The organism is Serratia sp. JSRIV004 (assembly GCF_019968705.1).
GTDB lineage: Bacteria > Pseudomonadota > Gammaproteobacteria > Enterobacterales > Enterobacteriaceae > Chania > Chania fonticola_B.
Map to the genome: position 1 here is coordinate 5,070,179 of NZ_CP074140.1, position 13,189 is coordinate 5,083,367.

Annotated in this window: 10 protein-coding genes and 5 pseudogenes; 7 read left to right on the plus strand and 8 right to left on the minus strand. The window is 49.1% G+C overall.

Features of this window, described 5'->3' with window-relative positions; all coding sequences use genetic code 11:
- Window positions 1-34: 34 nt before the first annotated feature.
- The 4 genes from KGP21_RS24140 to KGP21_RS24155 form a co-directional block, all read right to left on the minus strand.
- The gene (locus KGP21_RS24140; RefSeq protein WP_223498430.1) at window positions 35-799 is read right to left on the minus strand and encodes a fimbria/pilus periplasmic chaperone; all 765 of its coding nucleotides are present in this window, start codon (window positions 797-799) and stop codon (window positions 35-37) included.
- A 58-nt stretch (window positions 800-857) separates the two neighbouring features.
- Window positions 858-3,398, minus strand: coding sequence for an outer membrane usher protein (locus tag KGP21_RS24145; RefSeq protein WP_371822071.1), 2,541 nt, complete (start codon window positions 3,396-3,398; stop codon window positions 858-860).
- A gap of 10 nt (window positions 3,399-3,408) precedes the next feature.
- Window positions 3,409-3,960, minus strand: a complete 552-nt coding sequence (locus KGP21_RS24150; protein WP_223498431.1) for a fimbrial protein — start codon at window positions 3,958-3,960, stop codon at window positions 3,409-3,411.
- 69 nt (window positions 3,961-4,029) lie between these two features.
- On the minus strand, window positions 4,030-4,584 hold the full coding sequence (locus KGP21_RS24155; protein ID WP_223498432.1) for a fimbrial protein: 555 nt from the start codon (window positions 4,582-4,584) through the stop codon (window positions 4,030-4,032).
- A 413-nt stretch (window positions 4,585-4,997) separates the two neighbouring features.
- On the opposite strand from KGP21_RS24155, the pseudogene KGP21_RS24160 reads away from it, so the two are divergent.
- The 6 genes and pseudogenes from KGP21_RS24160 to KGP21_RS24185 all read left to right on the plus strand — a co-directional run.
- Window positions 4,998-5,638: pseudogene (locus KGP21_RS24160) on the plus strand (transposase); the annotation flags it as partial.
- Window positions 5,637-5,888 (plus strand): annotated as a pseudogene (locus KGP21_RS24165) (transposase); the annotation flags it as partial. The pseudogenes KGP21_RS24160 and KGP21_RS24165, both read left to right, overlap by 2 nt.
- Before the next feature lie 4 nt (window positions 5,889-5,892).
- Window positions 5,893-6,081: pseudogene (locus KGP21_RS24170) on the plus strand (IS3 family transposase); the annotation flags it as partial.
- Between the two features lie 76 nt (window positions 6,082-6,157).
- Window positions 6,158-6,351, plus strand: a pseudogene (locus tag KGP21_RS24175) (hypothetical protein); the annotation flags it as partial.
- A 172-nt stretch (window positions 6,352-6,523) separates the two neighbouring features.
- Window positions 6,524-7,465: a hypothetical protein gene (locus KGP21_RS24180; RefSeq protein WP_223498433.1), complete on the plus strand. Its 942-nt coding sequence runs from the start codon at window positions 6,524-6,526 to the stop codon at window positions 7,463-7,465.
- A 208-nt stretch (window positions 7,466-7,673) separates the two neighbouring features.
- Window positions 7,674-7,841: pseudogene (locus KGP21_RS24185) on the plus strand (IS3 family transposase); the annotation flags it as partial.
- Between the two features lie 257 nt (window positions 7,842-8,098).
- On the opposite strand, the gene KGP21_RS24190 reads toward KGP21_RS24185, so the two are convergent.
- From KGP21_RS24190 to KGP21_RS24200, 3 genes are all read right to left on the minus strand, one after another.
- A complete protein-coding gene (locus tag KGP21_RS24190; protein ID WP_223536374.1) occupies window positions 8,099-8,272 on the minus strand; it encodes a hypothetical protein in 174 nt (57 codons plus the stop codon).
- A 754-nt stretch (window positions 8,273-9,026) separates the two neighbouring features.
- Window positions 9,027-9,236, minus strand: a complete 210-nt coding sequence (locus tag KGP21_RS24195; protein ID WP_223498435.1) for a DUF1471 domain-containing protein — start codon at window positions 9,234-9,236, stop codon at window positions 9,027-9,029.
- A gap of 410 nt (window positions 9,237-9,646) precedes the next feature.
- Window positions 9,647-11,146 carry a SmvA family efflux MFS transporter gene (locus KGP21_RS24200; protein ID WP_223498436.1) on the minus strand — a complete coding sequence of 500 codons (1,500 nt, stop codon included), beginning with the start codon at window positions 11,144-11,146 and terminating at the stop codon, window positions 9,647-9,649.
- 131 nt (window positions 11,147-11,277) lie between these two features.
- On the opposite strand from KGP21_RS24200, the gene KGP21_RS24205 reads away from it, so the two are divergent.
- Window positions 11,278-11,886: a TetR family transcriptional regulator gene (locus tag KGP21_RS24205; RefSeq protein WP_223498437.1), complete on the plus strand. Its 609-nt coding sequence runs from the start codon at window positions 11,278-11,280 to the stop codon at window positions 11,884-11,886.
- 179 nt (window positions 11,887-12,065) lie between these two features.
- Here KGP21_RS24205 and KGP21_RS24210 read toward each other — a convergent pair whose 3' ends face one another.
- On the minus strand, window positions 12,066-12,995 hold the full coding sequence (locus KGP21_RS24210) for a carbapenem-hydrolyzing class A beta-lactamase SFC-2 (protein ID WP_223174986.1): 930 nt from the start codon (window positions 12,993-12,995) through the stop codon (window positions 12,066-12,068).
- Between the last annotated feature and the right edge of the window lie 194 nt (window positions 12,996-13,189).

The window sequence follows — 13,189 nt, forward strand, 5'->3', positions numbered from 1 at the left end:
TCCTTCCCTTCCCCTGCGACAGGCCACCCGATGGCTATTTCTTGTCTCGACGACTTTCATCAACCTTGCACTGAGTGCCATCACAGCGGAAGGTCAGCGTAGGCTGGCCGCCGTAGTCATTCACATACACCAGTGCCGGGCTGTTCCCCAGGTCTGAAGCCTTTCCCCCCAACGGTGCTGAGCCTTTTGGTGGCACCATCATGGCCTCAAACCCCTTGAGCAGGTCACCGCCTGCCTTGGCACTGGCACCAATCAGGGTGATGTAGTAGGGCGTCGGATTGTTCACCGTATAGGTGTCCCCGCTTTTACTCAGCGTCAATTTATTCTGGAACGGCGAGGTCTGTTGTTCAGCTGCCGCCTGCGCCAACGCTGCCGGGCGGTAGAACAGCTTGATGCGCGTTTGCAGCGCAATCTGCAATGTGTTCGGCTTGTTGCTCTTTGGCGGAATTTCACGCAGGTTCAAATAAAACAGCGTTTCCTTATCCTGTGGCAACAGACTCAGCCCCGGCATGGCCTGGATTTTTATCTGTCCCTTACCTTTCGGTTCAATGCGCTGTACCGGCGGCAACAGCGTCAGCGGTCCGCCCCCCTCCAGCTTGTTGCCATTCGCATCCTCAATCCAGCCCTGAGCCAGATAAGGGAGTGACGGATTTTGGTTGCTCACGTTCAGACTCACTGACTTTTCGCTCCCCGGAAACACCACGCGGGTCCTGTCCAGCGAAATCGCGGCATGGACCGACGGCATCAGCACCAGCATCAGCGCACCCGCAAGGGAGGCTCTTAGTAAATTGTGTTTCATTTTCATCTTGCTCATCAAAAATAGTAAGGGATACCCCCGGGACCCATGTATCCCGGGCTCAATCATTCAGTAATGCAGCCTCTTTTACGCAAGGTAGCATCAGATTCGTCGTCATACCTGTCGGTATCACCGCCGGCAGGGTCACGTGACATTGGACACTGCCGTTCCAATTCACCGCCATCTTCTCATTCGGACGTATCCCGCTGAGGTAAACGTGACCACTGTCGCTCACGATACCGGCGTCCTGTTTTTTCTGGTTCAGCACGCTAGCCCCAAACGGAGGGACGCTGCCATCAGCCAGCAGTATCACTGCCATGGCTTTCTCGCCGGAAATCACCTCAAACTTGCGATAGCCAATCGCCCCTTCCGTCAGGGTGCTTTGTACCACCGAGCGCGGCACCTCCGCATTGTCCGCCAACTTGTCAATATCAATACGCACGCTGTTGCGATAATAGCTGGTTACATCCGCGACCACGGCCTTGCCGAACCGGTTACTGTAGACCGGATTGCCATTGGCACCGACCGGTACACCGGCCACTCCGTCGGTGTCAATCAGCATGCGGGTTCCGCCCATCAGACCGCTGCGATGCAATGCCCCGCCTTCCCGTGTCAGCGTTGCCCCGCCATTGGCGGACAAGCCCACGGCACTGTATTGCCCCTCACGGTAGCTGGCAGAAGCATTAATATCCACCTGAGAGCCGCGACGCGCGTAATAACCGCTGAGGTCGGCCCCGGTTCTCGCCGTCCCCGCACTCACCTGGTACGTATCGCCGTTTTTCAGACGGTCGTAATAACCGACAGAATTACGCGTATCCCCTGAGGAATACGAGCCGTTATAACTGACACGGCCAGACCCACCGAACGGCAGGGACAGCGACATGTACATCCCGTCGTCGTCGGTTTTATTGAACCGGTTGCGGTAGGCCGTCAGCGACAGACTGACATTCCTGAACCGACCCACATCAAAGTTCCGTGATGCCGTCAGGTCATAGCGTTCCGTCGTCGATTTATCCCAATAGGACTGATGACTGTAGTTCAGGTACGTGCTCAACCCCAGAGACTCAAAGGACTGGTTGAAGGAAACGGTGTACATTTCCTTGTTGCGGCCCTGTCTAATGCCTGTGTCACGCGCCTGCAGGTACTCGCTCATCGACATGAACGTACTGTCTGAGAAGCGATAACCGGCAAAGGTCACCTGACTGCCGATCTCGACAAAGCGCTTGGAGTAACTCAGACGATAAGAGCCCCCTGTCTGATTGCCTTCCCCCGGCAGGCGCGCACGTGACTGCGTCACATCGGCAGACAGCGCCCCCAGCGCCAGGAGGTCACGCCCGATACCCAGTGACGCGGCCGCGTAATCCCCGCCGGCGAGCCCCCCGCCGTACAGTGACCACCCGTTACTGACGCCCCAGGAGAACTCGCCGCTGGCAAACGTCGGCCCATTGACACGGTGGTTCCAGTCGGAAGCCCGGCCCGCCGTGGTCTTGAAGCGCACCTGTCCAGGCCGTGTCAGGTAAGGAATGGTGGCTGTATCCACCTGGAAGCGCTGTACACTGCCATCCTGCTCCTCAACCCGCACATCCAGTCGCCCTGATACGGCACTGTCCAGGTCCTGGATACGGAATGGCCCGGCTGCCACCTGGACTTCCTTGATGATGCGGCCCTGCTGACTGATGACGACCTTGGCATTGCGACGTGCCACACCACTCACCTCCGGTGCGTACCCCCGCAGATTCGGCGGCAGCATGTTGTCATCAGAGACAAGGCTCGCGCCGGTAAAGCGGAAGCTGTCAAAAATGGACGAATTGAGATAATCCTCCCCCAAGGTCAGTTTTGCGCCCCACGCCGGCAAGGCGCGATAGGCGTAATAACGACTCCAGTCCAGGTTGACACCATTCCCCCCCGAACGGCTTTCACCCCGGCCCTGCGAACGACTGTCATAGCGTGCCTGCCAGTCGGCCCGTAAACGCCATACCCCCAGGTTGGCCCCGGTGGTCCCGTTACCGCTAACGCGGGTGCCGCTGCCACCCCCCCCGCGGGTCTGTTGCTGATTTTGCATGTTCACGTTGTAGTCGAGCAGTATCCCCGGGATCCCCTCTTCCCAGCGTGCTGGCGGGTCCCAGTCCGGGCTGCTGTACTCCAGGTAGGCGTGCGGCATACTCAGATACAGGGTGGAGGTGCCCAGGTCAGTACGCACTTCCATTCCCTTGAGACTTTCCACATTCAGGCACTGCTCCTGGTGCCACCACGTCAGTTCGGACAACGCCTTGTCGGTCAGCCCCATCTGGGCAACCAGTGCAGGAGTCAGGCAAACCTGACTGCCTTTGGGGTCATTCTCTGGTGCAATGAAATCCACGGACTGCTCGGGCCACACCTGGGTATTGAGACTCACCGCCAGACTGTAACTTCCGGGCAGGATAAAGCCTTTTTGCGCGAACTGGCTCAGGTCAATATTGCTGCGGTCCTTCAAATCCAGGATGTCGCTGTTGAACTGAATATCATCGGCATGGGCGAACACCACCGACCCCAGCAACAGGGTGGAGCCGAGCCCCGCTTGACAGAGCATGGCAGAAAGGGTACGGGGGAAAAAATGCACCATAGAGAAACTCTTAGTAATAATCCATTCTGAAACGTATTGCCGAGTGGTAGTCCCCAGCACGTAACGTTTCCCGATTGCCAACCAGATTCACGGTATAACGCAAGAGCATCTCGCTGGGGATGATAGCGGCCGGGGGCATCATCCGCCCCGGCTGGGCCTGGTTGCCCACCTCGTCGGCTATTGCCACCGCAACCCCCTTCGCCTCACCGGACACCGCAAAATGCCCCCGGTCACCTTCCCCGTCAAAGGTCACGGTAAAGCCCTGCCAGTCGGGTTTATGTGGGTCAAGCCGTGACAGCACACAATCCACCAGACGAATGGAAAAGGCCTTCTGAGGGCCTCGCCCGTCACGCACAATCTGGCTAACAGGAATTGTGTCCATTACCAGCGTCTGGTCACGATCCCCCACATCAATGGCGCAGGGGCGCTCGACGATAGCCCCTTTCATGCTGACACGCCCATGGCCGGCATCACGGGCGAAGGCCTCACTCGCGAAACCGACGGTCAAACTTATCAACAGGAAAGGCGCCACCCGATTCTGTCCCCACTGAATCCACGTCATCGGCTGACTCCAATTGGTGAAATAGCCCGTGGCGGCAGGCCACGGGACGGGTCAAACAAATATTGAGATTTACTGGTAGGCAAGTTGAAATTGGACGGGGACGCTAAAACTACCCGGCGTAATGACTGCAGTACCACCATTGCCTTTCAGGCTCGCCGTAAAGGTCAGAGCCGGAGATGCGCCGTCAGTAAACTGCTGCAAGGTGGTCGGCGTACCAACCGTTACTTTTTTTCCGTCGGCCTGCTTAAGGAGGATGTAAGCGCCAGCCGCATTACCACCGACCAGTGCCAGGCTATCTGCGTCATAGCTGGATGTGGTCCCCAGGAACTTAACCTGAACCTTGCTGGCACTGGCTGGGGTAGTGCCAGTTGTAACGATGCAGTTCTCCAGCTGAATGGTAAACGGCATCGGCTTTGATTCACCGGTGTTAGTGTTAGCGCTCAACGCAGCATTGGAAATAGCCCCTAGCTCAACAGTCTGGTCGATGGAGTCCGCTGCTATCGAGCAAGGCGCATCAACAATGGAGCCAGTGAACAGGATGTCACCTTGCCCCTGGTTGGCATGGGCGACAGAAACGGCAGACAGACTCAGTACAGCTGCCATCATGATTTTGTTCAGTTGCATTTTTTCACCATAACATTGATTAAAACAATAAAATTAAGAACATACCGAATTTAACATCCAACCAAAACTCTCACATTGAGTGGCCATAAGACGGAACGCGTAGGCATACTTGCTTGTGCATTATAGTATATATTTTAAATCAATCAAGACTGATTAATTTAAAGAAGTGTAAGTAATCCCGCAGCAAGCCTTTGCACAGATGAGTTACGTTAAAGTGCAGTTTAGTAATCAGCTATTTTTTAAGATGTTATATATAGTTACTGAACTCACTTACCGGAACTGCTTATGCTGGTTCCTATAGCAGCCAATCAGGATGACCTGCCCCCAGGATTAGATACAACGCTCACTTAGTAATGGAGTGACCCCGAACCCGTAGACAAATCTGGCCTATATTTTGAGCATAGGAGGAGTCTATAGGCACACCACGATTTACCCCTGAATTTAAGGAAGAAGCTGTCCGCCAGATCACTGAGCGGGACTATTCCGTTGTCGACGTTTCAGAACGCCTTGGCGTGTCAGCACACAGTCTTTATAAATGGCTGCGTTCCGTAAAACCTGATAACAGCGGACATCAGGCCCAGGATTTACTGGAGGCCAGAACGGAGATCCTCAAGCTGAAAGCGCAGCTTAAACGTACTGAGGAAGAACGAGATATTCTGAAAAAGGCAGCGCGGTACTTTGCAAGGGAGCCCGACTAAAGTACCGCTTCATCAACGATCACCGTGATGTCTGGTCGATCGCAGCTATGTGTCGAGTTCTAAAAGTTGCCCGTGCCGGATTTTACGTCTGGCTTCATTGCCCTGTCTCTGCTGGAGAAAAGGATAACCAGCGATTATTGGAATTAATCCGAAACTCTTATGCACTGAGCGGCGGTGTTTACGGTTATCGCAGGGTTCACTGCGATCTGCGTGAAGTCGGTGAGGCGTGTAGTAGAAACCGGGTAGCCAAGATCATGAAACAAAACAGGATACGTGCCGTAAATGGTTACAAGATAGCTCGTGGAACCAGAGGACGGCCGTCACTGATAGCCCCTAACCGTGTGCAGCGGGAGTTCATCCTCAGGTAAAACCATCAGGCATCGCCTGAATCGCGGTGGTTCACGTGAGGCGAATAATGCGCTGTGTACAATCGCCCTGGTACGCATGCGCAGCGATCCTCGAACAAAGGTCTATGTGCAACGTCGAACAGGAGAAGGACTGTCGACAAAAGAAATTTTACGTTGCCTTAAACGCTACATCGTACGAGAGCTTTATCCGCTTATTTTAACTGATTTGAGGCGAGCCCAACTGCGGCCGTTGACATAGGAGCGTCAATGCTGTGGCAGAATCGTTCTTCAGTTCGCTAAAAAAAGAACGTGTCAGAAAGCGAATATATAAAACCCGGGACATGGCCCGGGCGGATATCTTCGATTATATTGAAGTGTTCTACAACCGTACCCGGCGCCACAGTCATCTCGGTGGCGTAAGTCCGGAGGACTTCGAAAAGGCCTCGCCGTGAGGACAGAAACTGTCTACTGGAATATGGTCACTCCAACATTATCCACACCGATATCATCGCGTAATATACTCACTGTTATCTGGCTTACTCACTGAGTTTACGCAACCAGGGAAAGATGATGGTAGAGCGCGATATTGTTGTTGGTCATTCCATGCTGCTGCTCAAACCATCGACTTTTTGCTGACCACCAAATGCGGCGCTGCAGCTGCATTGCGGCGCTTCTTTTGCAAGGCTATTGACCATCGAGGCAAACTCGAGGTGGTTACTATCGATACAACTTTTCCAGCGTCATGTCACTAATGCGACGGAGCCTCTTCATTGACTACGAGGATATAGCCCGTTAACGCGCACAGTAATAATCACTCAAGACTGATTGTTGACTTCTCACGGAGAAATATGTAACTTCATGCATACTTTTCACCACAAATTTAACGATTGATTAATGACAGAGAACCAAGCAAGTGAAATAATAACCCGTTTTTTCATTAATTTTTTGGAAAAGAAACGTTTACAGTCTGCAAAATCAGCCTACACAACCATGCGTTCTGGCAAGTATTTTCAAGATGACCGAAAGAAAATTCATAGATATAGCGATCCTCTTTGGGCCGACTCCATCTCTGACTTTGTCAAAAAATACCAAAAAGATGCTGAAAGAATAAAGCATTATGAACAGCTCGATTTTCAGATGATATCGCGATACAACTTTGCAGACAGCTTCATGAAAACAAAGCAACTTAGTAAAGGGGAAAAATCATTCTTGGACTTTTTTATGCGGCAGGATTTTTATCTTGTACATGCGACTAAAATTAGAATTGAGGATAGCCATGAAAATATATGTTTAAAATCACGAACTCGACTTTTAAAGGATAATGTAAAATACTTAAGTAACTCTGAGTCTGATATTGATTCATTAAAAAATGAGGATTACGTTTTCTTTTCTTTAGAAGCTGGAGAGCCGATCTGGAAATCATGTAGTCGATTCGGAAATTTATATTACAAAATAAAATTCAATCACGAGTCTTTGAAATATGCATCAATGACGTTATTAGATCAATTACTCATGGAATGGGTAAATGTACACATTGAGGGTATCAGTAGTAATGGAAAACAAATACTACAGAGTGGAAGGCAAAGTCTTAGCATCTTCGATGTTATGTTCCATGGTAGAGACGCATCAATTTATGGCCTGGCCTATAATATAATCAGTGCGAGCAGACTTCTTTCTGATGAGGATAGAACATTGATTCTCACGACTAGTGACACTCAACAGCTTAACAACATCATAAACTCTTTCTTTCGGCCAGAGATAAGAGTTTCTGGTGCTGTTAATATATCGCGTGGAAAGTATACCACGGGTGAGTTCTCTAAAAAATATCGGTACTAATTCCGATTAGTACGGCGCTGCTGCATTTAGGCATGGTTAGGTAACATGCCATTTTTTGTGATGTTACCTACCCATACCTCTGATTCGAAACACCTTCTGTCGCCTGCATTATCCCATTGTATTATCACGCAATGTGTTCGCTAGTCTCTGGCTTACTCACTGAGTTTACGTAACTAGGAAGGGATGGCAGAAATACGGCTATAGACAGTTTTTTGGAACATTGAAATCTGAATGTTATTACCTGAATGAATATAAAAATGTGAACGACTTGAGGCGAGACATCATCGGATACATTGCTTATTATAACAAATTGAGGATAAAGGAAAAACTTGGAAGTCTTAGTCCGATAGAATACCGACTAAGGCAAGCTGCATAAGGTTGTCCAAGATCTGGGGCGCAGATCATTCATGATGGACATTGTCGCTATGAAATTATAGTCTCAATACCACCTTACTCCTTGATGCACTGCACTTACATCTTGATGTGCACATACCCATACCGCTACAGGATCAAGAGTGTGGTGATCTGATCCTGATTGCAGTCAGAAGTTCGATTTATTCAACAAAGCCGATTCACCCTCAAGACCAGTGCAACTTTGCCCAGCGCACCGTCCATTCCATTAGAGTCAAATATTCACTGGTAAGTGAAATTTACTTCAATGAGAGACTGAACACTGCCTGCAGTAACCGACTTTCCAGGAATAATTTTATAGTTTTCCTTGAGACCAATATTAACAGGTGCTCCATCTACATCACCCACATTAATATCTCTATTCGGCACTATAGGATTATTATTAACATCCAGCATCTGAACGCCCACCCTATAAGCAGGCGAGCCTGTAACTATATTATCAAATGCATTATTAACACTATTCCAAGTCACAATTCCAAGGAAATAACTAATACTCCTCATTCGGCTGGGGCGACAAATAAACAACCTAACATCTTGTGGCACAGAACCAAGTCTGCATTGAGGTTACGAGATGAAACATTACAACCATTTGTCGAAATGAATACATCAATGACAGAAAAAATCCCGCCAAGTAAATCGCTTTTCGTTGCCACCAGGTGTTCGAAGATATTTTTTCATGTATAAAATGGCAATTCGTGCACCATCTACCTTTTAGCGCTCTGCTTAGCATTCGACAAATTCCATTATTTTCCATACTCGTTTATTCCCATCATTAACAGATGACTTTATTACGAATAGTAGACGCGGCACTAAACAGGCAAACTACTCTTAGCTCTACCTAACACACGGCCTTGCACTTGCCACTCCGACCCACCTCTATCTTTTTATCACCACTCCTCTCATTCATAAATATGCTCTGAGGGGCTTCTACCACCGAACGCACCTTGGATCATGACCAGGTGTGCTGGTAAGTAATTCTAATTTCACATCAACACTTGGTAGCTAATATTTTAAAGCGCCAACCGATAACATATTACATGGGAACAATTCCTACCCATCAATTTCTTTAATTCCTCTCAGCACTATCCTTAAAAAAAGTCCAAGCCTTACAACCAGGACTTTATATCAACCCCGATCTTTGGTACTTCAATTACTTAACAAGTTTGGCAGTCATGTACACAAAGTTGCCGTTGAAAGCCCCAGTAATTTTGTAAGAGGCTCCTTCTTTTTTGGCCATGGCCGCGATTTTTGCTGTAGCTTCATCCAAAGTTGAAGCGGTTGCAGTAATACTTTGCGCATAGCTGCCAAAAGAAACCAGCGACAATGCTGATGCCATAAGAAGATTTTTAATTAATTTCATAACTTTTCCAAAGCAAGCGTTATAAGGATTCAAACTTTTTGAGACAGGTGCCCCATTAGGTTTGATTAAATTCCCACCCATTCCACCACACAACAAACAAACAGTCAAGGCTGATTATTTGTTGTGTGGTGAAAAAAACAGTCGAAATCAATAGGAATCATGCCATATGACTTTATGGCTCCCATCTTATAAAGCTTGTAAATCATATGGTAATGTTCGCTTCAGGTTTACTGGTGCTTTAACAAGCTGATAGCTGCTCGTGTGGAACCCAATGCCAGATTAATGCTCACGAAGACAGCCTGCTTCCACTTTTGCGCCGTTGAATATAAACCTCGAGCGCAGAAGCCGTTCAAAGGGGGGCCATCCATGGCCAGTTACGAGGGTGAACCTGTTGATGCTGACTCTCAGCCTTACGCCGTTTCAACAGCAGAAACCTTTCGGGGCATAATGCGCCAGATGATACCGGACAGCAGAAGCAACATAGCGCCTGCAGAACCAAGAACCAGGCTGTGTGAGCTAGAGAAAGCAACTTTCGCAGCCTTCATGAGTTGCTCACCAATATTATTATCCATATTTTGTGCAACCTGAACGGTTTCACTGATCGACGCTCGCGCTTGTGCTGCCAGTTCCACTGGTAACTCGCCAGGCAACATGATAGTGGCAGCATAAGTACCTGACAGCAGCAGACCAAAGACCGCCACCCCGAGCCCTGCTCCTAATTCATAGGCCATACCTTCCAGTGCACCGGCAGCCCCTGCCTTCTCCTTCGGTACAGAGGTCATGATAGCCGCCGTTGAAGCTAGCATTGAGGCTTCAACGCTGAATCCCAATAGCACCATGCCAGTCCACGCCAAATAGATTTGATGCGTAAAATCGGTAACGGCAAGAATGAAAAAACTCACGGCACTGAGGAAAATCCCCAAAGTAGCGACCACTCGAAGACCAAATGCAGTGACCAACCTGCCAGCAATCGGGCCGCAAACACCACTGGCGATCATCAGAGGCAACAGGAATAATCCAGCTTCAAGAGGCGTTTTACCGAGCACGAACTGTAATTCCTGCGTCAGTAATAGCTCGAAACCGACCAGAGCAATCATTGCTGTCAATGCCATGACAATGCCAACAGCAATCACACGCTGGGTGATCAACCGAACATCAATCATAGGTGCCGCAGCACGCAGTTGGTGGCGCACGAAGAAAATGAGCAGGCTGCTGCCCATGATCGCGATCATCAGGGTCACATACGCAGCGGATGTACCCCGAATGCCACTTTTAGCCGCGTAAACAAGCAATAGAATGGCCGAGATAAGCACCAACGCCTGCTTGATCTGCCATGTTTTTTCCGGCCGCAAAGGCTGTTTGGGCATCACAAACATAGTGGCAACCAGTACGATCGCCACAATTGGCAGATTGATCAAAAATACGGATCCCCAATAGAAATACTCCATCAACCATCCACCAACCAGTGGGCCCATTGCGGCTCCTGCGGTCCCAACCGCACTCCAAATCCCCAAGGCGAAATTTCGCTCCCGCTCCAGGGTAAAGGTATGGCGCAAAGCTGAGAGCGTGGCAGGCAGGATCATCGCGGCCCCAACCGCGAGGAAAGCACGAGCCGCAACCAGCGCAGCAACAGAAGACGCTAGTGCCGCAGCCAGCGAGGCGAGAGCAAAAAGGCTGGAACCGAGCAGTGCCAGGCGTTTAAAGCCGATACGATCGCCAAGTGCTCCCATTGGGAGTAGCAAACCAGCCATCACCAGTGAATAGATATCAATGATCCATAGCAGCTGATCCCCGGTTGCTGACAGAGCGACACCGAGGCGCGGCGCGGCCACATGCAGGACAGTCGCGTCGATAGATACTGGAAGGTACATTAAAATAATAACGTAAAGTATTAACCATTTCTGAGACATATTGTTACACCAAATAGAGCAAAAACTTGAACACGCGTTCATTTCAATTAGAATACAAATAAATTGAACAAACGTCCAACTAATTCTATGCTGTATTGCTAATAACATCGGTCAAAGAAAAGCGAAACCAAATGAGCTACCTCAAACGTGAAGAACGTCATGCTGCCATTTTGGAGGCGGCCATACGTGTAACTTTGGCGGAAGGGATTGTGGCTACCACCGTCAGGCGCATTGCAGCGGAAGCAGGAATAGCCGTCGGTCAGGTGAATCATCATTTTTCCTCCGCAACACACCTACGCGCTGAGGCTTTTTTGCAATTAACCCGGCAATCGTTATCTTCATTTGCCGCGATCAGTAAGAGTTACCCAGCCGTTGAACGGCTACAAAGGGTGTTAGGATATCCGTTGGATGAGGAAGGTATGCGGGAAACGCATCTGTGGAATGAGATGATGCTGCTGGCTGAGCGTGATCCGGTGATGGGTGAGGCTTATGCTACTGCAATATCAGATTGGCACCAGGCGACAGCCAACGTAATTGTTGAAGGCAGAAATGAGAAAATCTTTCGCTCTAGCGCCAACGCTGATGATATCGCCTGGCGTTTGATCGGGCTGGTGTGTGGATTGGACGGCTTACTGTCATTTGATAGCTCAGGTTTTCCCGAAGCAGAAGTTATGCGTCATTTGTCTTTCGCGATTGAGCTGGAGTTGCTGTGCCCCCCACCGCACAATTTGATGGTGTAATGATCTAGTGAGCCTCAAAGTAACGCCATGTTTATTGTTTAAATCGGCTCAGTTTATCAAGCAACGCTGATTAAAATTTCTAGTGACTGCAAACAAATGAGTTAAAGCCACTTGACTGCGGCTTTAACTCAGCTGAAACAGCACTTGCAGGTGCCGAAAGAAGACCCGGCACCTGATTTTTAGAAGCCGATAGACTTTCCTGTAGCCATACGTAATGCGTCAATATTAAAGCTTTCAAGAACAATGCGCGATGCATCTGCTATAACAGCATCGCTGTGTTTGGATTCTTTGTCTGGTTTTGATGTATAGACAGCCAGAACAATTGGCGCATGCCCTACAGGCCAGATCACTGCATAATCGTTGGCTGTACCATAGACACCACAAGTACCCGTTTTGTCTCCAACCACCCAGTTTGCAGGTACGCTTGCACGTATTCTTGCTCCTCCTGTTGTATTCCCTTTAAACCAATCCATCAGTTGGTGGCGCTCCATTAATCCAAGCACATTTCCAAATGCCAGCTTTTGCATACTTTCTGCAACAGCTTTGGGTGTTGATGTATCTCTATCATCACCAGGAATGGCGGAATTCAACTCCAGTTCCCATCGGTCCAGACGAAATACATTGTCGCCAATAGAACGCATAAACGACGTCATTCCTTCAGGGCCACCAATAAGCTTTTCGAGCAACAGGTTGGCGGCTCCATTATCACTGTACTGCAGAGTGGCAGCAGACAACTCGGCAACTGTCATGCCGGTCGTAATCTGTTTTTCAGTCACAGGAGAATGAGGCTCCATAACTCGATTGTCATAGCGAATTCGCTGGTTCAGTAAGCCCTCTTGCTGCTGGCTTTTCGATAATACTGCCGCAGCAAGGAAGCCTTTAAATGAACTACAGAGAGGAAAACGCTCGTTAGCTCTATAACCAAAAGTTTTATTTGAGCCAGTATCAATAGCATAAACCCCAATTCGCCCTCCAAAATCATTTTCCAACCTTTTCAATTTATCCACTGTTACTTGTGGGGGTTGGGACGCAGCCTCCGCCATATTAGTCAGAGTCAACAGGGGAAATATGGCAGAGAAAAATACAGACAGTCGACCGGTGCGTGACATAAAACCTTTCCATTTCATGAGTGTTGATTTTTTAACTAAAGTATATTTCGTTTCTAAACCGTATTTTTCAACGGCATAACAATGTTGCACATCACATCGAAGGGTATACTCATATATCAGCGAGATCAAGATTTTGAGATCTCCAAACTAGAATATGCCCTTCAGCTATGTTTGTTGTGTATCACAATGCTTAT